Genomic DNA, 20,163 nt, shown 5'->3' with positions numbered 1-20,163 from the left:
CTGGTGACTGGCATCGAACATGCTATCTCCTGCGGTCAGCCATTGGCGAGAAACAAGGCGAAACGATGCATGCAGACACCAACCAGGATGTGCAGGGCCGCGCTTCCGATGCAGCCGACCTGCTGCAGTTGCCCGTTCGCATCCTTCCTCAGCCGGACGAGACCACCTGCGGTCCTACCTGCCTGCATGCCGTCTACCGCTACTGGGGCGACGACGAACCGCTGACGGACGTGATCAAGCGCACCGGCCGACTGGAACACGGCGGCACCTTCGCGGTGTTTCTCGCCTGCGATGCGCTGCGCAAGGGTTACCGGGCCACGATCTATACCTATAACCTGAACGTATTCGACCCGGTCTGGTTCACCGAACCCGGCATCGATATCGCACAGCGGCTGCAGCGCCAGCGCGAGCACAAGATGGATTACCGGCTGCAGCATGCGACCAACGGCTATCTCGAATTCCTCAAGCTCGGCGGGCGCCTGCGCCTGGTCGACCTGTCGCGCTACCTGATCCGCGCCATCCTGCGCCGCAGGATGCCGATCATCACCGGCCTCAGCTCTACCTTCCTGTACCGCGCCGCGCGCGAATACGGCCCCGACGACACCCCCGACGACGTGCGCGGCCTGCCGTCCGGGCATTTCGTGATCATCGGCGGCTACGACCGCGAGCGCCGCAAGGTGTTCGTGGTGGACCCGTACCAGCAGAATCCCTACGACAGCGCGCAAGCCTACTGGCTGAGCGTGGACCGGGTCGTCAATGCCATCCTGCTCGGCATCGTCACGCATGACGCCAACCTGCTGATCATTCATCCGCGGTGCGTGCCGCGACAGGAAGAGCCATGAACATTTTCTTTGTCGTCAGTCAGCCCCAGGATTGGCCGAACGACATCCCGGGCGTCACTGTCGTCCCCGCCCAGACCTATCTTCTCGATCCCGCCTACGGCGATCTGCATTCCGCCAAAGTTTTCAATCTCTGCCGCTCCTACCGATATCAAAGCGAAGGCTACTATGTATCGCTGCTGGCGGAAGCGCGCGGCCATCCGCCGCTTCCCGATGTGGAGGCAATGAAAGACCTGCAGTCCGAAACGCTGGTGCAGGAGATCAGCGAGCGGCTGGGCAACCTGATCGACTGCTCGTTCGCCCGCACCGCCGGTGACGTGGTCGATCTCGACATTTATTTCGGCCAGGATGCGGACGGCGGCCATCCGCACCTCGGCGAACAGCTGTTCAGGCTGCTGCGCACTCCCGTGCTGCATGCGCGCTTCGAACGCCTGGGCGATGCCTGGCGCCTGTGCAGCGTGGCCGGCGGCAGCATTCGCGACATACCGGCGCATCACCGCGAGCTGGCGGCGCAGGCGGCAATCAATCATCTGAAGGAGCACAAGCTGCGCACCGACACCGCCGCGCGCAAGCCCGCGCTTGCCATCCTGCACGATCCGCTGCGCGCGGAAGCGCCCTCCAACGCAGAGGCGATGCGCAAGTTCGGCGAGGCCGCCGAACTGCTGGGCATGGAGGCGCAGATGCTGACGCCGGAGGACATGCGCCGCATTCCGGATTTCGACGCCCTCTTCATCCGCGACACCACCAATGTCGACCATTACACCTACCGCGTCTCGCGTCAGGCCGCGGCGGCCGGACTGGTAGTGATCGACGATCCGGACTCCATCCTGCGCTGCACCAACAAGATTTACCTGAATGAATTGCTGACGCGCCATCACATCGCCACACCCGAGCACATGGTGGTTCACCGGGGCAATGTGGGCCAGATCGTGGCCACGCTCGGCCTGCCCTGCATCCTCAAGCAGCCGGACGGCGCCTTCTCGCTGGGCGTGGTGAAGGTCGAATCGGAGCACGAACTGCAGGACAGGGTCGGTGAACTGCTGCTGCAGTCGGAGCTGGTACTCGCGCAGGAGTATCTGCCCACCGAGTTCGACTGGCGCATCGGCGTGCTCGATGGCCGCCCGCTGTTCGTCTGCAAGTACTACATGGCGCCCGGCCACTGGCAGATCATCAAGCATGAACATGAATGCCATCGCACCAGCGAAGGCCGCACCGAGGCGCTGTCGGTCGGCGAAGCGCCGGACGACGTGGTGAAGATCGCGGTGCAGGCGGCCAGCCTGATCGGCGACGGCTTCTACGGCGTCGATCTCAAGCAGGTCGGCAACCAGGTCTACGTCATCGAGATCAACGACAACCCGAATGTCGATGCCGGCAACGAGGATGCGGTGCTGGGCGATGCGCTGTACCGCGAGATCATGGGCGTCTTTCGCAAGCGCATCGAGGCCCGGAAGGGAAGCCCGAACTCATGAACAGTGACGCGACTTTGCCGCTGCATGCCTTCGCCGGCTACGGCATCGAACTCGAATACATGATCGTCGAGCGCGACAGCCTGTCGGTGCTGCCGATCGCCGACCGCCTGCTGCGCAATGCCAATAATGCCGATAATACCGATAGCGGCTACGAGGTCGAACGCGGCGCGATGGGCTGGTCCAATGAACTGGTGCTGCATGTGGTCGAAGTCAAGAACCGGCAACCGGCGGAGTCGCTGGGCCTGCTGCGCGAAGCCTTCCAAGGCGAGGTCATGGAAATCAACCGCAGGCTGGAATCCCTGGGGGCGCGGCTGATGCCGGGCGCGATGCACCCGTGGATGAATCCGCTGGCGGAAACCCGGCTCTGGCCGCATGACAACGAGGCGATCTACCGCATCTATGACCGCATCTTCGACAGCCGCAGCCACGGCTGGGCCAATCTGCAGAGCATGCACATCAACCTGCCGTTCGCCGATGACGAGGAGTTCGCCCGCCTGCACGCGGCGATACGGCTGGTACTGCCGATCCTGCCGGCGCTCGCGGCAAGTTCTCCGCTCGCCGATGGCCGCATCACCGGCTTCGCCGATTTCCGTATGCATGCGTATGCCGGCAACGCCGACGGCATACCGTCGATTGCCGGCATGATCGTGCCGGAAACCGTGAGCAGCCGCGCCGACTACGAGCAGCGCATACTCGCGCCGATGTACCGCGACATCGCGCCGCATGATCCGGAGGGCGTGCTGCGGCACGAATGGCTCAACTCCCGCGGCGCCATCGCCCGCTTCGATCGCAACGCTATCGAGATCAGGGTGATCGATACCCAGGAATGCCCGCATGCCGACCTGGCGGTCGCCGCGGCCACGGTCGATGCGGTGCGCCGGCTCTACGAGGCGCCGACCCTGGCCGAGCAGCAGGACCTTCCCACCACGATGCTGGCCGACGTGCTGCGAAGCTGCATGCGCGATGCCGAGCAGGCGGTCATCGCGCATCCCGCTTATCTGGCACTGATGGGTTACCCGGGCCGCGAATGCAGCGCCGGAGAGCTGTGGCAACACCTGATCGGCCGCATGATGGACGGCGAAGCCGCCGATCCGCCGGAACGCGACCATTGGGCGCAATGGAGCGGCCCGCTGCAAACCATCCTGCGGCACGGTCCGCTGGCGCGTCGCATCCTGCGCGACCTGGGCCACGATCAGCAGGCGCGCATGGGCAAGGTGTACGCGAAGCTCTGTGACTGCCTGCAGGAGGGCAGCATGTTCCTGCCGGACGCAACGATTGCCGCCTCGCCTTGAAATCTCCGGACGCCATCGTCATCACCTGCGAGCACGGCGGCAACCGCATTCCGCCGCGCTACCGGGAATTGTTCCGCGGTCATGAAGCGCTGCTGCGCACGCATCGCGGCTATGACGCGGGAGCGCTGCGCATGGCGCGGGACATGGCTGAAGCGCTGGCAAGTGCGTTGGAAAGCCCACTGGCGATGATGGCGGTGTCCACGATCAGCCGGCTGCTGGTCGATCTCAATCGCTCCCCCGGCCATCCCGGCCTGTACTCCGATGCGACGCGAGCGGCATCGGCGGCAATACGCGAAGAGATCTTCCGCCGACACTACCTGCCCTACCGCGGCAAGGTCGAGCATTGCATCGCCGGGGCCATTGCCGGCGGCGCCCGGGTCATTCATCTTTCCTGCCACAGTTTCACGCCGGAACTGGACGGCGACGTGCGCAATGCCGACATCGGCCTGCTCTACGATCCTGCCCGCGAGGCCGAAAGCGAGCTATGCCGGCGCTGGCGGGTCGCGCTGCAGGTTCATGCTTCCGGCTTGCGCACGCGGATGAACTATCCCTACAGCGGTAATGCGGACGGATTCACGACGCACCTGCGCCGGCGCTTTTCAGGCGACGCCTATCTCGGCATCGAACTCGAAATCAACCAGAAGCATGTTCTTGCGCACGGCCGCCACTGGCAGCAAGTCCGGCGGGGCGTGGTGCAAGCCTTTCAGCATGCATTGCTGGAGGAAAAAGAACCGCGCCCTGTTGCTGGCGCCCAGGGCATGCGGAAGCGACCCGCGCCGGATGCGCATTGACGATCCGGCAGAACTCCGCCCGGGCCCCGGAGTCAATGCATTTACCTGCCTGAGTTTTCAGACATTGCATCAAGGCATATCATGCGTCCCGCGCTTTTCCCCGCTTCCGCCGTGGCTGTCCTGATTCTGGGCGCAGCCGCTGCCTCAGCCTCAGCTTCAGCGTTTGCCCAGCCGGTCAGTCCCATGTCGGCCGCGGCCGTACCGCCCGCCGCACTCGAGCAAGCGGTCGAGACGTTCCTGCAGCAATTCATTTCCCCGGATAAAAGTCCGGAAGCGCAGGCACAATTCTTTGCCGACGGCGTGGACTATTACGAGTTCGGGCCAACCACACGGAACGAGATCGTGCGCGACGTGCGCCATTACAGCCGGCGCTGGCCGATGCGCAATTACCGCCTGGCGCGCATCGACTACATTACCCCCGATCCGGCGTCGGACAGCGTCTTCGTCAGCTACGTGCTGGAATACGAAGTCAGCAGTTCGCAGCGGCATGCGCGCGGGCAAGCCAATTACGGCGCGGTGATCGCCAACCTCCATTCCGAGCCGAAGATCGAGTGGATACGCGAAAGAGTGGTGGGCAAGCGTCAGGCGGCGGAATGATGCGGAAATCATCCGTATCCGCAAAAGAAAAGGGAGGCTGAGCCTCCCTTTTCCGCTTTCACGCCGCTTTGGCGCGGAGCAACGCGGCCCGGCATCATTCCGGATAGGAGGTCGCGGTGCCGAAATAAAACCACTCGCCGCCGGTTGCCGCGCCTTCCTTCGGCAGCACGATGAAACCGTCTTCCGGCGCCGCCAGCGTTCCGCCGCCGGCGAGGCTGGCGATGGTTTCGCCCTTCATCACCGCATCGAAATGCCGCCACGGCCGGCTGAACGCGGCGCCTTCATCGCGGTAGTACACGCTCTTCATGCGCACGCAGCGCAACTGCCCGGCTTCGGCGGGCTGGTCCAGCGATGCGGCCGCGGAGCATTGCGGATCGAGCATGTCGAGGTGCCTCAGCGCCATCAGGATGGCGCGGTAGCCGATCTCGGCGGCATCGGCATTGAGGTGCTGCCCGCACTCCAGCGTGACCGCCATCGCGCCGCGCGTGCGCGCATATTCCGTGGTGCCTTGCGATTCCTTGCTGTCGCCGCCGCTGCCGTACGCCTCCGCCCAGCCATAGACGAAATCGGTCACGCCAAGCGACTTGGCATAGGCCAGTTCGCGCGGATTCTTGCCGCTCAGGAAAATGAACGGTCCGCCCGGCGAGGCGAAGGAATGCAGGTCCAGCAGCACATCGGTGCGGTCCAGCAGGCCGCAGACGATGGGATCGAGATGGTCTTCGTAATGCCGCTTTTCGTCCTTCGGGTAAAGCTGGCGGTTCAGGTTGCGCTCGACGAAGCGTACGTTCTGCGCATAGGCCTTCGGGTTCACCACCGGCATCATCTGCAGCGTGCCGCGCCGCAGCACCGCTTCGCCGCCGTCCAGCGCCGCGATCAGTCGCTTGATGGCTTCCGGGCCGCAGCGCTCGTTGCCGTGCACGGCACCCAGTATCGTCAGTGCCGGGCCGGTTTCCAGCGCTTGATAGACAACGGTCTTGACAGTCATGTTGGTCCTTTTCCTTACTTTTCCGTACTTTTTCGTACTTTTCCGATTCGAATGTCCTGGTGCGCCGGTCGGCATCGAAGTCCGGCCGGCATCGCGAGCGACATTGTCGCATTCCTTGCGCATGGCATGGGCGCAATACCGCACCGGGCTGAGTCGGGCGGCATCAGGCTACAATTCCGCATACCCACCACGGAAGGAGACGCGCACCATGACATACCAGGGATTCTGCCATTGCGGCCGCAGCAGGTAAGCCATGCTGACCCTCTACCACTGCGTCAGCGCGCGTTCCTTCCGTGCGCTCTGGATGCTGGAAGAACTGCAGCTGCCCTACATCCTGAAGATGCTGCCCTTTCCGCCCCGCGTCGCCGCGCGCGACTACCTTGCCGTCAATCCGCTCGGCACGGTGCCGGCGCTGCTCGACGGCGCGCTGCGGATGACCGAATCGGCGGCGATCTGCCAGTATCTCGCGGCGCGCGCCGCTCCCGGGACGCTGGACGTGGCCGCCGGCGAACCGGCCTACGGCGAGTATCTCAACTGGCTGCATTTTGGCGAAGCCAGCCTGACCTTCCCCCAGACCCTGGTGCTGCGCTATGGCCGTTTCGAACCGGAGGCGCGCCGCCAGCCCCAGGTGGCGGAAGACTATCGGCGCTGGTTCCTGGCGCGCCTGCGCGGCGTCGATGCCGTGGTGGCGCGCCAGGAAACCCTCTGCGCGCAGCGTTTCACCGCGGCCGACGTGTCGGTCGGCTATGCGCTGATGCTGGCCGAATTGATCGGACTCGAACCGGAATTCAGCGATCCGGTTCGGGCCTACTGGCAGCGCCTGCAGCAGCGGGAAGCTTACCTGCGGGCGCTGGCCGCGCAGGAAAAATCGGCGATCGAGCAAGGCGTCTCGCCGCTGCCGGCCACCGTGACCGGCGTACCTGCGTGAACAGCGGCATGAACGACAAGATGAGCGGCGGCGAAACCCGGCCGGCCTTTCTCGTGCGCATCGAGCCGGCAGGATGGGAATATGCCGCCGGCGGCGAACAGTCGCTGATGGCTGCGGCGCGCGCCGCGAAGATCGAGCTGCCGGCGTCCTGCCGCAACGGCACCTGCCGCACCTGCCTGTGCAGGATGACCAGCGGACGGATCCGCTACAGCATCGACTGGCCCGGCGTGAGCCGCGAGGAAAAGGCCGAGGGCTATATCCTTCCTTGCGTGGCGCACGCGGAGTGCGACGTGGTGCTGGAAGTGCCGCGCGCCCGGAAGATGCCGGGATAAAAAAAGCCCCTCCCCGGAGACCGGGAAGGGGCAACGCCACTACTCGCAAACACCATCAAGAAACCAGACCCCGTCTTCCATCCACCCCGTCCGCAGCGCGGTGCGCGTTGTAAAAGCTGCGCGGCACGGTACGATTTACAAATCATGCCGCGCATGACAGTCAAGCCAGCACAAAGCGCGTGTGCTGCAGGAACCACCCCCGGGCCAAACGGGCGACGACTTCAAGGCTTCCGGGCTCTTCGAATGCATGAGTCGCGCCAGGTACGACTTCGAAGCGTTTCTTGCAGCGCAGCGCCGCAAATGCGCCCCGGGTGGCACCGACGCTGCCGTCATCCAGGCCACCGGCGATCAGCAAGGTAGGAGCGGTGATATTCGCCAATCCTGGCTCGGGCAGTTGCAGCCTTGCACTGCGCAGCACCATTGCCGAGATGTCGCCGGTCCCCGCGGAGGCCAGCCGCAGCGCTGCCGCGGCGAGATGGCCGGAAGCGAGCAGCGCCAGCGGCAAGTCATCGGTAGCGGCATTGCGCCTGAGCCAGTCGAACGACGCCTGCAGCCGGCGCACCGGCGGGAACGCGGGATTTTCCGCCCGGCCATGGCGGCAGTCGTCAAGACCTGCGGCATCCAGCCACAAGGTCGCAAGGCGAGCCATGTGAAGCACGCCGCCTACATAATCGGATGGCGGCTTGATGCGGCTCGCGGTGCTGCCATTGATGCACACCACCACGCCGATCGCACCCTCCGGCTGGCACAGCATTCCGCTGATTGCGACATCGTCGCAGGGGATGGAAACATGGCTTCTGTTGATGGGAAACATCATTGACTTTCTTCGGCAGGCCGGCGGCCTGCGCGCTGTATGGATAGACGGGAAATGGGTATGCGACGGACAGCCGCTGCGTGTTGCGGCCGGCAAGCGGGATTCGGAAGCAGATGCGGCTCTGTGAACGTCGCCGGAGGCGTGCCGTCGCTGCGGCACCGTGGAAAAGCAACTGTTGAAACCGACTCATCGATGCGCGCAGCGGGCGTGCGGCGGCGCGATGAGAAACACATCCGGGAAACATGGCGTCTGCGGGAGGAAGTATCGCGTCAGGGTCGGCTATCGCAAGGTCTGTGCCAAAGCTGAAATTGCTTTTGGCTGCCGGCACCGGCGACACAGGATGCTTCGCCACAAGCGCACTCCCGTCGAGGGGGTTTCACCAGCCAGGGCCAAGCTTTATTGATTCGGCCCGAAAGATGGTTCATTTTTCGGGTCGCTGATCTCACCCTCTCCCTCTGGGAGAAGGCCGGGGTGAGGGAATCCGGCCCAGCATATTTTCGGGCCGGATCTATATAGGTACTGTGTCAGTTCGAATTAAGGAAAAGCACGCACTGCCATGACTATTCGCACCGTTAACTAATAAGAATGAACAACGGCGGAACATAAGCAGCCCCGACAATCTTAATTGACAATTGCACAGGAACTACTTTCCTGGCTTCTCCACTCATGAAAGTGCGGCATTAATTGTTAATACTGCATGATTTCAATTAAATAATTGAGCGACTTAAGGAGCAACCAAAAATGAGAGTTGGCAGCGATACACCAGTAAATCCCACAGGTTTTGCCGCGACGAACGTAAATCTCGGCACGAATGACAATCCAGAAAGTCTCAAAAAGACTTTGCAGGACCCCAATGCCTCCATGCCGGATACGATGGCAGCGCTTGCGAAGCTGTATCAGATGGACGGCATGAAAGTGGCAAATGGGACCGCTTCGGATGAAGAAAAGGATCGGCACAAGCTGAACGACGCACTAAGGTCAGGACGTCTTTCCGATTCGGAGCGTGACCAGTTTGCTTCTCAGCTTGGCATGAGCGCGGATCGCATGGTGGAGGTCCAGAAGCAGTTCGGGTATAAGATGGGCGAAAATGGGTCCGGAATTTAATTTCAATTAAATTAAAAATGCATTGCCCTGGCGGAAAGCCGGCTTTTCAAGTTACATACCTGTCATGGCAATGTTCTCTGATTGCCCTGAGGCGCCAAGACACCCCTCTCCAGCCTGCAGGAGAGGGGCTGTTCTTTGCATAAGACTTTGGCACTCGCTTGATCCAGCCGGACCCTGGAGCGGCTTGCGAATGGGTGGTCGGTCGCCTCGGCCTGCCTTGGGCCCACTTCACCATGGCAGCGTTGCTCGTCGCTTGTGTGGCCCGTTATGTGGCCCGCCACATGGCGCTCCTCTCGCCTTGTCCTGCATCCCAGGACAAACCGATTCTTTCCTACACCCACCCGCAATCCGCTCTAAACGCTCCGGAAGCAAGCTTGATCAGCCTCCCGCCTCAAGTATTCAAGTCCTCAGCGCCCTTCTCGGCTTTTGACGAGCCGGCAGATGAAACTGCGCGGTGACGATGGGCCCGGACTGTACCTGCTGCGCCTGCACCTTCGGCCGCGGCGGTGAATTCGGCAGGTCCGGGCTGCCCGGTCCCTTGCTGCAAGCGAGACTCGCCAGTCCCAGCACGGCGAGGAGGACAGGAGTTTTCCAGGCCGCCCAGACCGATGCGGGCCGGCTTCCAGATCTGCGTGTGCCGTTCATGCATTACCTCTTCTTGATGGGTTCCATGCTGCGGCACGCCGTCTACATCTTCGACATGCCGCTCTGCTCGAAGCCATGGTGCCGCAGGCTGCCCGCGAAACCGTCGGGAATGGTCACCTCGTCGTCCCGCTCGCCCGCGCGCAACTGGCGGAAATAATCGATCGTGCGCGACAGCCCTTCGTCGAGCTCGACCGTTGGTTCCCACCCCAGCACGGTGCGTGCCAGCGTGATATCGGGACGGCGGCGCGTCGGATCGTCGCTCGGCAGCGGCCGGAACACGATGCTCGAACGGGAGCCTGAGAGCGCGATGATGCGTTCGGCCAGTTGCAGCATCGTGTATTCGCCGGGGTTGCCCAGGTTCACTGGTCCGCAGAAGCCGTCGGCGCTCCGCATCAGGAGGTCGAAGCCCCGGATCAGGTCGTCGACATAGCAGAACGAACGTGTCTGCGAGCCGTCGCCGTAGATGGTCAGCGGTTCGTCGTTGAGCGCCTGCATGATGAAGTTCGACACCACCCGGCCATCATTGGGATGCATGCGCGGGCCGTAGGTGTTGAAGATGCGCGCGATCTTGACGTTGAGCTTATGTTGGCGGCGGTAATCCATGAACAGGGTTTCGGCGCACCGCTTGCCTTCGTCGTAGCAGGAGCGGATGCCGATCGGGTTGACATGGCCCCAGTAATGCTCGCTCTGCGGATGCATTTGCGGGTCGCCGTAGACTTCGCTGGTCGAGGCCTGCAGGATCCTGGCCTTGACCCGCTTGGCCAGGCCCAGCATATTGATGGCGCCGTGCACGCTGGTCTTGGTGGTCTGCACGGGGTCGTTCTGGTAATGCACCGGCGAGGCCGGGCAAGCCAGGTTGTATATTTCATCGACTTCGACGTAAAGCGGAAAGGTGACGTCGTGCCGCATCAGTTCGAAGCGCGGATGCCGCAGCAGGCGGGCGATGTTGCGCTTGGTGCCGGTATAGAAATTGTCCACGCACAACACATCATGCCCCTGGGCGAGCAGATATTCGCACAAATGGGAGCCGAGGAAGCCGGCGCCGCCGGTGACGAGAATGCGCTTGGAATCGGCTTCTTTCATGGATGCATCTCCGTGGTGACATTGATTGTTTGCGTGCCGCCTTCGCCGTCAAGAAGGTGGACGGCCAGTTCCGCCACGGCATCGGCGCCAACCTCGTACGCGCACAGGTGGCCGATTGGGCAGACCTGATGCATGCAGGGGCGGCAGGCGACATCGGCATGAATCACCCGGTGCCGCGCGCTGTCGAGCGGCGCCCAGCGGCCGGGATCGGAACCGCAGGACACGATCACGCTCGGCGTGGCGACGGCGGCGGCCACGTGCGAAATGCCGGTATCGTTGGACACCACCAGCCTGGCCTGCGCCAGCAGCGCCGCGAGGCCGCCGAGATCGGTCCGGCCGCAAAGGTTCAACGCCGGCATGCGCATCGCCCCGTGCACCGCCTGCACCACCTCGGCTTCGTCGGGCGATCCGGTCAGCACGATCTTCATGCCGGACGCCGCCAGGCGGTCGGCCACTTCGGCGAAGCGCTGCGGCAGCCAGCGCCGGGTGAGCATGCGCGCGCCGGGGTGGATGCAGACATAGCTGCCAGGCGCCGGCAGGTCGGCATGGCTGCGCCGCAGGGATGCATGGTCGTCATCGGTGAGCGGGAATTCCAGATGCTCGCCCTGCGCCGGCGCGCCGAGATGGTCCATCAGCCGCAGGTAGCGCAGCACTTCATGCTCGCGTTCATCCCAATGAATGAACGCGGCCGGCTCCGGACAATACTGGCCCGGCGCGTGGAAGCCGGCATTGCGCTTCGCGCCCAGCAGCACGGTCAGTGGATTGCTGACCGCGCCGCTGCCATGCAGCTGTACCGCGAGGTCGAAGCGGCGGCCCTGGGCCTCGGCGAGAAAGCCCGGCATTTCGTGCAGGCGTGCCGGCTGCTCCGGAAAGCCGGGGCAGCCGGGAAACACCAGCAGCTCGTCGAGATAGCGGTGATACCGCCTGACGAAGCTGCTTGCCCAGGACAGGCCGATCAGCGTGATATGCGCCTGCGGCGCGGCCGCGCGCAATGCGCGCAGGGCCGGCACCACGCACAGCATGTCGCCCAGCTGCAGCGCGCGGAACACCGCGATGCGCTGCACGCCCGTGAACAAATCATCCTTGACCACTCTGTTCAAATTCTGCATCCGCCCTTCCCTTGTCATGGCTTCTGTACGATGAAGGAGCCGATCGCCAGCGCATCGAGCGGCGTCGTGCAGAACGACTCGACCGCATCGCGCGGATTGCAGACCACCGGTTCGCCGCGGGTATTGAACGAGGTATTGATCAGTACCGGCACGCCGGAGCGCTCGGCGAAGGCCTTGAGCAGGTCGTAGTAGGCGGCATTCTGCGAACGGTTGATGGTCTGGATGCGGGCGGTGCCGTCGACATGGCGCACCGCCGGAATCTTGTCTTCGCAATCCTTGCGCACGTCATAGACGAACACCATGAAGGGCGAGATATTGCCGTCGACGAACCAGTTGGCAGCCTCTTCCTCCAGCACCACCGGCGCCACCGGGCGGAAGTCTTCCCGGTCCTTGATGGTGTTGAGCCGCTGCTGCATGGATGGATCCAGCGGCGAGGCCAGGATGGAGCGCGCGCCCAGCGCGCGCGGCCCGAACTCCATGCGGCCCTGGAACCAGCCGATCACCTTGTTCTGCATCAGCAGCTCGGCGACTTCCGCGGAAAGATCATCGGCGCGGCGGTAGCTTAGCTTGGCCTGCTTCAGGAATTCCTCGATCTCGTCATCGCCGTAGGCCGGCCCGAGGAAGGCATGGTTCATCTGCCAGCTGCGCTTGGACATGCCGCGCTGCTGGCCGTCGATCCACATGGCCGCGCCGAGCGAAGTGCCGGAGTCGCCGGAAGCCGGCTGCACCCAGACCTTCTTGAACGGGCCGCGGTCGCGCACGCGGGCATTCATCACGCAGTTGAGCGCCACGCCGCCGGCCATGGCCAGGTTCTCCGCGCCGGTCTGTTCGTGCAGCCAGTGCACCATTTTCAGTACGGTTTCCTCGAGCACGATCTGCAGCGACGATGCGATATTCATGTGATGCTGGGTGAACTCGGAGCCGCGTTCGCGCGACGGGCCGAACAGCTCGGCCCACTTGGCGGGGCGCACTTCATAGTCGCCGTCGCCGCGGTATTGCAGGATCTCGTGGAATTGTGCGGCGAATACCGGCTTGCCATAGGATGCCAGCGCCATCACCTTGTACTCGTCGGATGAATGCAGGAAGCCGAGATAGTCGGTCACCATTTCATACAGCAGTCCCAGCGAGTGCGGCAGGTTCACCTGCTTCAGGCGGCGATAGCGGCGGTCCTGGTAATGGCCGTAGCTGGTGGTGGCATTCTCGCCGCGGCCGTCCATGGTCAGCACCGCGCATTCCTCGAAAGGAGCGGCAAGGAATGCGCTGGCCTCGTGCGCGAGATGGTGCTCGACGAAGTGCCATTTGAATGGCCCGTCATGCTGCACGCCCTGGAAACGCTTGCGGATATGATGGGGCGCGCCGCTGGCCAGTTGGCGCGGCGCGTTCACGATGGAGGAAAGAAACAGCGGGTCCCACGGCGACATCCAGTCCGATGTCTTGTGCGCCGATGGCTCCAGCGGCAGTGTGATGGTCTCGTCGCCCTTGCGCTCGCCAAGCAGCAGCCAGGGGTTATAGGAATAGGCGACATGATCGACATCGCTCAGCTGGATGCCGGCCTCTTTCAGGCAATAGTCGATCGCGTGGAAGGGCAGCTGCCAGGTGGAAAACGGCACTGGCCGTTTTCCATGCTTGATGCGGGTAAAGCGTTCTTCTTCGGCTGCCGCGAGGACTTCGCCGTCGCGCACGAGGGTCGCAGAACAATCATGATAGGCAGCATTGATTCCAAGCGTATACACATTTCCCTCCAAAAAATAAAGCGCCGTGGCAGCGCTCTTTAAAGCGCTACTGGCGGCGTGCTATAGGTCTTGCATTGAAATGCGCCAAGCAAACGACATACCGGGCGCCGGCTGTTTCCTCGTGAACCAGGCCGCCGCGGCCGGCTTGCACGTTCGTCAATGCATGCGGTACTAATCCGTTTTGAAAAGCCGGGAGTGCAGCAACTACAAGGCCTTGTAAATTGTCTCGTCGAGCTGCGGAGTTTTTACCTGCTCGGCGCCGCGCGTGCGCCGGTGCCTGATGCGGCATTTTGTTGCCGCTGGGCGTGCCGCTTGTTGCCGAGATAGATGAACTCGCCCACCACTGCCGTCAGGAACATGAAAAAGTTCGTGAACACGAACACCCAGTTGTCCACCATGTAGCTGTAGATGGTGAAGCCGAAGGATGCGGTGAGCTGGCCGATGAACAGCCATTTCGAAACGCCATCGATACGCTTGGTGCGCCATTGGGTATAGACCTGGCGCGAGATCGTGGATACGAGGATCAGCGAGCTGAGCCAGCCGACGATATCGGCATTCATTGTTTCTCCTTTGAAGTGATGCCGCCCCGCGCATCGCGGCCGGTATCGATGACGATTGGATGCATGTGGATGGGTGGACTGTGCGCCGCCGGGCTTGTTCCTCTCGACCCCGGCAACTCCTCCCTCATTCAGGCGCCTGGATATCGAGGCGTCGGCATTCGGCGGCGCCGCGGCGCACCGGCACCCTGACCTCGAGCAGCCCGTCGCGCATGGAAGCCGTCGCCGCCTCCGGATCGGCGCCCAGCGGAAGATCGACCACCCGATAGAAATGGCCGTAGGACCGCTCGGAGCGCCTTGCCTCGCCAGGATGATTCGGCTGCTGCGGCCGGCGGTCGCCCTCGATCATCAGGCGGTCGGCGCGGATATCGATCTGCACATCCTCGCGCCGCACACCCGCCAGTTCGGCCTGCACCACGATGCCATCGTCGCTGCGGGTCACTTCCACCAAAGGACTCCACGCGCCGCCGTTGCGGTAGGCCTCATTCGCCGAACTCGCCGAACTAGAAGGACTCGCCGCACGATGCGCGTCGAGCCGGGCCCCGGCCATTACCCCATCCATGATCTTCTCCACTCCCTGCGACATACGCCGCATGATCTGCAGGGGGCTTTCCCATGCCGGGAGGAAGGGCGGCAGCCACGGCGGCCGCATGTCCAGCAACGGACCCGGTCCCGTATCCTCCGCCTTGCGCGGGCGGCGATAGGCCACACCGGCAGCGTCGGACGGCGCTGGCGTCATGTCCGATCCTCCATCCATCCCGCGCTGCGGCTCAGGTTGTGCCGGATGCGGCCCCGAAGCCTGCGATTCCACGCATTTCTTGAATCGCGCCAGGTCGTGCCCGGCGCGGCGCGCCATCATCTCGTCGTAGGCGACGCCATCCGCCGCATCGCAATCCATGATCAGCCGCAGTCTCGTATGCTCCTCGATTGCCAATTGCCCGTCATGGAACCCACCGCGCTGTCCAAGACCCCCGGGGGGTTCGACCTTTTCAAGCTCGATGCGGCCTTCAAGCCGCGCCTCCCCTGGCTTGCGCCACGCAATGGCCCGCCCCGGAACTTGTTGCGTGATCTCGATATCCCATTCAAGATTTTGATCGCCCGCGTGCGCTTGCCAGCGCAGGTGCCTGCCATCAATCCTCCGGACTGCGCGCACGCTTTCCATGAACCTCGGATATTCCTCGAAACGCAGCAGCTGGTCATAAACGACATGTACGGGCGCATTGATTTCCACTGCATGTTCCATTCTTGCCATCACGAATCTCCGGTTGCGCCATCGAGCTAAGCTTAAGGCGGACTTTCTTGAATGCATGCATACCCTGCAACATCCATACCATTTGACTGGCACCAATCTGCGCCGTGAACGATCAAAGAACGAGCCTTTGGAAGGTGGACGCCTACGGAGCATTTTTTCAAAGGAATTTTGTAAGCCTTACAGCACATTGAATCCGCAGGCGGACGAGGCGGCACGCCGCCGGAAAGCCTGCGCCGGTACCAAGGAGAAAAGATAAATATGTCGGAAGCAGAACCGGAAAAGCTGGGTGCCATGAATGTCATGCGCGACCTGTGGCGCGTGGTTTCCGCCTTCAAGGGCCGCATTGCAGTGGCGGTTTTCTTCCTGGTGCTGGCCAAGCTTGCCGTGGTGTCGGTGCCGCTGGCGCTCAAGCGCATCGTCGACGACATGTCGAGCCCGGAATCCTTTGTCGCGCTGCCGATCGCCCTGCTGATCGGCTATGCGCTGCTGCGCTTCGCCAGCACGCTGTTCAACGAACTGCGCGACCTGGCCTTTTCGCGCGTGACCCAGCACACGGTGGCGACCTATGCGCAGAAGACCTTCACCCACCTGCATGCGCTCAGTTCGCGCTTCCACGCCAAGCGGCGCATCGGCGGCCTGCTGCCCGACATCGACCGCGGCACCAACGGCATTGCCTTCCTGCTGGGCGTGGGGCTCTTCACGCTGATTCCCACGCTGCTGGAAATCGGCATGGTGGTGGGCATCATGACGGCGCGCTACAGCGACTGGTTCACCGTGATACTGGCAATGACTTTCCTGGTGTACTGCGGCTTCACCGTGGTATTCACCCAGCGGCGCGCCATCGTGCAGCGCCGCGTCAACCGGCTCGACTCGAACGCCAAGAGCCTGCTGGCCGACAGCCTGATCAACTACGACGCGGTGAAATACTTCACCAACGAGCGCGGCGAGTCGGCACGCTTCCAGCACATCATGGACAACTGGGCCGAGGCGGTGGTGGCCAACCAGCGCGCCCTGTTCATCCTGCATGTCGGGCAGAGCTCGATCATTGCCATGGGCGTGGCCTCGGTCATGCTGCTGGCCGGCCAGTTCGTGCTGACGCGCACCATGACCGTCGGCGATCTCATTCTCATCAATGCCTATGTGATCCAGGTGTGCCTCCCGCTCAATGCGCTGGGCTTCGTGTACCGCGAAGCAAGGGATGCGCTGGTCAATGCGGAAAAACTGTTCCAGTTGCTGCGCGAGAAGCCGGAAATCGCCGAGGCGCCCGGCCTGCCCGCGCTGAAGGTGCCGCGCGGCGAAGTGGTGTTCGACAATGTCATTTTCGCCTACGAGCCGGCGCGTCCCATCCTACATGGCGTGAGTTTCCGCATCCCGCCCGGCGGCACGGTCGCGGTGGTCGGCGGCAGCGGCTCGGGCAAGTCGACGCTGGCGCGTCTGCTGCTGCGCTTCTATGAAGTCGGCGGCGGCAGCGTGAGTATCGATGGCCAGGACATCCGCAGCGTCAGCAGCCACAGCCTGCGCGAAGCGATCGGCGTGGTGCCGCAGGAGGCGCTGCTGTTCAATGACACCATCGCCTTCAATATCGGCTATGGCCGCAGCGGCGCCGGCATGGATGAGATCATCGCCGCCGCCAAGGCGGCGCATATCCACGACCTGATCGATTCCCTGCCGCTCAAGTACGACACCCCGGTGGGCGAGCGCGGCGTGATGCTGTCCGGCGGCGAGAAGCAGCGTATTGCGCTGGCGCGCGCGATCCTCAAGAATCCGCCGCTGCTGATCTTCGACGAGGCCACCTCGGCACTCGACACCGCGTCCGAACAGGCGATCCAGAAGGAGCTCGACCAGCTGTCGGCAAACCGTACCACGCTGGTGATCGCGCACCGCCTGTCGACCGTGGTCGATGCCACGGAAATCCTGGTGATGGAACGCGGGCGCATCATCGAGCGCGGCACGCATGCGCGCCTGCTGGACCAGAACGGGGCCTATGCGCGCTTGTGGCAGCTGCAGCAGCGCGCCGATGACAGCGAGCAGCTCGTGCGCGAAATGCAGTCGTCGATGCAGGGCTGATGACCGGTTCGGACATGCGGGACTGCAACAAATGCTCGCGTGCCCCTACTCCTGATCTTCCCGCTGGAAACCCCGTTGAGCCTCCTCAATGCAACGTAATGGAACGGGAATTGCATGTTGGCCAAGTTACCCAAAGAGCCGTGAGCTGAAGAATAACAATTCAACGCGCATGCCATGCCGTTGCGCAAGCCCCATGTGCACCGTGACACCGTGTTCACCATGTGCTTCATGTACACCATGCGCCGCATGTGCCGCGACTGAATAGCAGGATCAGGACATCGTCGATGACTAAAATAATTGCATTCAACCGCAACCGCAGGATCATTACCGCCGACAACGAGCACGATGCGCGTACGAGCAGCGTGAAACTGCGCCGGCAGAGCGGCGCACCGGTGGTGTCGGTGATCGGCACGGGCGGGCGCACCCAGGCGCCCGCCGTGGAAGTCGCGGTTTCCATTGTCGTCCCTTCCAAGGGACGCCCGCAATTGCTCAACCGCTGCCTTGCCAGCCTGGTGATGCAGCAGTTCGACACGGCGCGCTTCGAAATCATCGTGGTCGATGACGGACCGAGCGACGACACCCGCGACGTGGTGGCAAGCTGGGCTGCGCAGGCTGCCGAGAACGGCTTGCAGGTGACCTACATTCCCTCGATGGGACCGCACGGACCTGCGGCGGCGCGCAACCATGGATGGCGAGCGGCGCGCGGCGCCATCATCGCCTTCACCGACGACGACACGGTCGCCCGGCCAGACTGGCTCAAGAACGGCGTGATGGCATTCTCCGCCGGCGCGCATGCGGTATGCGGCAGCGTTGTCATGCCGCTAGACGGCACGCCGACCGATTACGAAAAGGATGCGAAGAACCTGGAAACGGCGGAATTCGTGACCGCCAACTGTTTCTGCCTGAAGAAGGTGCTGGAAGACCTCGGCGGCTTCGACGAACGCTTCCGCTTCGCCTGGCGCGAGGATTCCGACCTGCACTTCCGGCTCATCGATTACGGCGCCAACATCGTGCGCGAGCCGAAGGCGGTGATGATGCATCCGATCCGCCCGGCGCAATGGGGTGTGAGCCTGCAGCAGGTGAAGAAGGTGCAGTTCGATGCGCTGCTGTACAAGAAGCATCCGTCGCTGTACCGCCGGCGCATCCGTGCCAAGCCGCGCTGGGACTTTTACCTGACGGTGGGCGCGCTGCTGACGACCCTGAGTTCGCTCGCCGCCGGCGCCTTCGGCACTGCCATTCTGTCCGGTGCCGTCTGGACCTTCATGACCGGGCGCTTCTGCCTGCAACGCCTGAGCAAGACTTCCAAGGCGCCCGGCCATGTGCTTGAAATGCTGGTGACTTCGGCGCTGATTCCGCCGCTGGCCGTCTACTGGCGCGCGGTCGGGGCATTCAAGTTCCGCGTCGGTTTTCTGTAGGGAACTGAAATATTCTGCGTGACGGAAGCGGCATGGCTCCATGCCGCTTCCGTCACGCGCCGAGTCAGCGCAGGCCATTCTCCGGCATCACCGGCGGCAGCTGGCAGCTTGCAGCTTGCAGGAATTCCTGTCATCTTCACCGCCGCGCATGGGCAATCCCGCCGTGCCGGCTTTTCCGTGACGCACAACATCCGACCATGCAGCGAAGACTGAAAATCCTTACCTGGCATACCCATGGCAGCTATCTCTATTACCTGACACAGGCGCCGCACGATTTCTACGTCATGTCCAAGCCCGACCGCCCGCCAGGCTACGGCGGTCGCTGCGGTCATATTCCCTGGGGCGACAACGTGATCGACATGCCGGTCGAGGAAGTGAAGGACCGCGAGTTCGACCTGATCCTGTTCCAGGACGACGACCAGTACCTGAAGGACCAGCACCGGTACCTCAGCGAAGCGCAGCGGCGGCTGCCGAAGATCTATATCGAGCATGACACGCCGCGCGAACATCCGACCGACATGGCGCATCCGGTCGACGATCCTTCGGTACTACTGGTGCATGTCACGCATTTCAACCGCCTGATGTGGAACAACGGCCGCACGCCGACCCGCGTGGTCGAGCATGGCGTGCTGGTGCCGCAGGGCGTGTCGTATCGCGGCGATGTGGCGCGCGGACTGGTGGTGATCAACAATATCGCCACCCGCGGCAGGCGCCTCGGCCATGATGTCTTCCTGCAGGCCCGCGCCAGGATACCGCTCGACCTGGTCGGCATGGGCGCGCTGGAAGCCGGCGGCATCGGGGAAATCGAGCATGCGCAGCTGCCGGCCTTCAGCGCGCAGTACCGCTTCTTCTTCAATCCCATCCGCTATACCAGCCTCGGCCTGGCGGTCATCGAAGCGATGATGATAGGCATGCCCATCGTCGGCCTGGCCACCACCGAGATGGCCACCGTCATCGATAACGGCGTCTCGGGCTATGTCGATACCAATGTCGATGCGCTGATCGAGCGCATGCAGGACATGATCGACGATCCTCAACTGGCGCGCCGCCTCGGTGACGGCGCGCGCCGGTATGCCAGCGAGCGCTTCCACATCGACCGCTTCGTGGATGACTGGAACCGGGCTTTCCATTTCGTCACAAACTGAAAGGAC

19 protein-coding genes are annotated in these 20,163 nt (G+C 63.2%); 11 read left to right on the top strand and 8 right to left on the bottom strand.

The genetic code is table 11. The features are described 5' to 3' along the window. Positions 1–65: 65 nt before the first annotated feature. From RY831_RS10480 to RY831_RS10460, 5 genes are all read left to right on the top strand, one after another. A complete protein-coding gene (locus RY831_RS10480; RefSeq protein ID WP_326506287.1) occupies positions 66–842 on the top strand; it encodes a hypothetical protein in 777 nt (258 codons plus the stop codon). Beyond that, entirely contained in the window at positions 839–2,308 is a 1,470-nt protein-coding gene (locus RY831_RS10475) for a RimK family ATP-grasp domain-containing protein (RefSeq protein ID WP_326506286.1), read from the top strand. The genes RY831_RS10480 and RY831_RS10475 overlap by 4 nt, the downstream gene beginning before the upstream one ends. After that, entirely contained in the window at positions 2,305–3,600 is a 1,296-nt protein-coding gene (locus RY831_RS10470) for a carboxylate-amine ligase (RefSeq protein ID WP_326506285.1), read from the top strand. Before RY831_RS10475 ends, RY831_RS10470 begins: the two co-directional genes overlap by 4 nt. Then, positions 3,597–4,391 carry an N-formylglutamate amidohydrolase gene (locus tag RY831_RS10465; RefSeq protein ID WP_326506284.1) on the top strand — a complete coding sequence of 265 codons (795 nt, stop codon included), beginning with the start codon at positions 3,597–3,599 and terminating at the stop codon, positions 4,389–4,391. Before RY831_RS10470 ends, RY831_RS10465 begins: the two co-directional genes overlap by 4 nt. Before the next feature lie 81 nt (positions 4,392–4,472). Further along, positions 4,473–4,988: a hypothetical protein gene (locus tag RY831_RS10460; protein ID WP_326506283.1), complete on the top strand. Its 516-nt coding sequence runs from the start codon at positions 4,473–4,475 to the stop codon at positions 4,986–4,988. A 94-nt stretch (positions 4,989–5,082) separates the two neighbouring features. On the opposite strand, the gene RY831_RS10455 is transcribed toward RY831_RS10460, so the two are convergent. Next, positions 5,083–5,973: a M14 family metallopeptidase gene (locus RY831_RS10455; RefSeq protein WP_326506282.1), complete on the bottom strand. Its 891-nt coding sequence runs from the start codon at positions 5,971–5,973 to the stop codon at positions 5,083–5,085. 253 nt (positions 5,974–6,226) lie between these two features. Between RY831_RS10455 and RY831_RS10450 the strand changes: the two genes are divergently transcribed. Together RY831_RS10450 and RY831_RS10445 are read left to right on the top strand one after the other, a co-directional pair. Then, positions 6,227–6,901 (top strand): glutathione S-transferase family protein, encoded by a 675-nt coding sequence (locus RY831_RS10450; protein WP_326506281.1) that lies wholly within the window; start codon positions 6,227–6,229, stop codon positions 6,899–6,901. Between the two features lie 8 nt (positions 6,902–6,909). After that, on the top strand, positions 6,910–7,233 hold the full coding sequence (locus tag RY831_RS10445; protein WP_326506280.1) for a 2Fe-2S iron-sulfur cluster-binding protein: 324 nt from the start codon (positions 6,910–6,912) through the stop codon (positions 7,231–7,233). Positions 7,234–7,393: 160 nt separating this feature from the next. On the opposite strand, the gene RY831_RS10440 is transcribed toward RY831_RS10445, so the two are convergent. Next, positions 7,394–8,050 (bottom strand): dienelactone hydrolase family protein, encoded by a 657-nt coding sequence (locus RY831_RS10440; protein ID WP_326506279.1) that lies wholly within the window; start codon positions 8,048–8,050, stop codon positions 7,394–7,396. Positions 8,051–8,788: 738 nt separating this feature from the next. Here RY831_RS10440 and RY831_RS10435 point away from each other — a divergent pair. Next, positions 8,789–9,151: a hypothetical protein gene (locus RY831_RS10435; protein ID WP_326506278.1), complete on the top strand. Its 363-nt coding sequence runs from the start codon at positions 8,789–8,791 to the stop codon at positions 9,149–9,151. A 399-nt stretch (positions 9,152–9,550) separates the two neighbouring features. Here RY831_RS10435 and RY831_RS10430 read toward each other — a convergent pair whose 3' ends face one another. The 6 genes from RY831_RS10430 to RY831_RS10405 form a co-directional block, all read right to left on the bottom strand. Further along, complete coding sequence (locus RY831_RS10430; protein ID WP_326506277.1) at positions 9,551–9,796, bottom strand: hypothetical protein; 246 nt, start codon at positions 9,794–9,796, stop codon at positions 9,551–9,553. 42 nt (positions 9,797–9,838) lie between these two features. Continuing rightward, positions 9,839–10,879, bottom strand: a complete 1,041-nt coding sequence (locus RY831_RS10425; protein WP_326506276.1) for a UDP-glucuronic acid decarboxylase family protein — start codon at positions 10,877–10,879, stop codon at positions 9,839–9,841. Further along, positions 10,876–11,988 carry a glycosyltransferase family 9 protein gene (locus tag RY831_RS10420; protein WP_326506275.1) on the bottom strand — a complete coding sequence of 371 codons (1,113 nt, stop codon included), beginning with the start codon at positions 11,986–11,988 and terminating at the stop codon, positions 10,876–10,878. The genes RY831_RS10425 and RY831_RS10420 overlap by 4 nt, the downstream gene beginning before the upstream one ends. A 14-nt stretch (positions 11,989–12,002) precedes the next feature. Further along, complete coding sequence (locus RY831_RS10415; RefSeq protein ID WP_326506274.1) at positions 12,003–13,733, bottom strand: carbamoyltransferase family protein; 1,731 nt, start codon at positions 13,731–13,733, stop codon at positions 12,003–12,005. Between the two features lie 233 nt (positions 13,734–13,966). Then, complete coding sequence (locus RY831_RS10410) at positions 13,967–14,281, bottom strand: hypothetical protein (RefSeq protein WP_326506273.1); 315 nt, start codon at positions 14,279–14,281, stop codon at positions 13,967–13,969. Positions 14,282–14,405: 124 nt separating this feature from the next. After that, complete coding sequence (locus tag RY831_RS10405; RefSeq protein WP_326506272.1) at positions 14,406–15,530, bottom strand: Hsp20 family protein; 1,125 nt, start codon at positions 15,528–15,530, stop codon at positions 14,406–14,408. Between the two features lie 258 nt (positions 15,531–15,788). Between RY831_RS10405 and RY831_RS10400 the strand changes: the two genes are divergently transcribed. From RY831_RS10400 to RY831_RS10390, 3 genes are all read left to right on the top strand, one after another. Then, positions 15,789–17,597 carry an ABCB family ABC transporter ATP-binding protein/permease gene (locus RY831_RS10400; protein ID WP_326506271.1) on the top strand — a complete coding sequence of 603 codons (1,809 nt, stop codon included), beginning with the start codon at positions 15,789–15,791 and terminating at the stop codon, positions 17,595–17,597. A 284-nt stretch (positions 17,598–17,881) separates the two neighbouring features. After that, on the top strand, positions 17,882–19,012 hold the full coding sequence (locus RY831_RS10395) for a glycosyltransferase family 2 protein (protein ID WP_326506270.1): 1,131 nt from the start codon (positions 17,882–17,884) through the stop codon (positions 19,010–19,012). Between the two features lie 197 nt (positions 19,013–19,209). Beyond that, positions 19,210–20,157 carry a glycosyltransferase family 4 protein gene (locus RY831_RS10390; RefSeq protein ID WP_326506269.1) on the top strand — a complete coding sequence of 316 codons (948 nt, stop codon included), beginning with the start codon at positions 19,210–19,212 and terminating at the stop codon, positions 20,155–20,157. Positions 20,158–20,163 lie beyond the last annotated feature (6 nt).

The sequence above is a fragment of the Noviherbaspirillum album genome, assembly GCF_035916955.1.
Classification (GTDB): Bacteria; Pseudomonadota; Gammaproteobacteria; order Burkholderiales; family Burkholderiaceae_D; genus Noviherbaspirillum; species Noviherbaspirillum album.
Note: the sequence above shows the minus strand (reverse complement) of the source record. Positions and strands in the feature narration are given on the sequence as shown.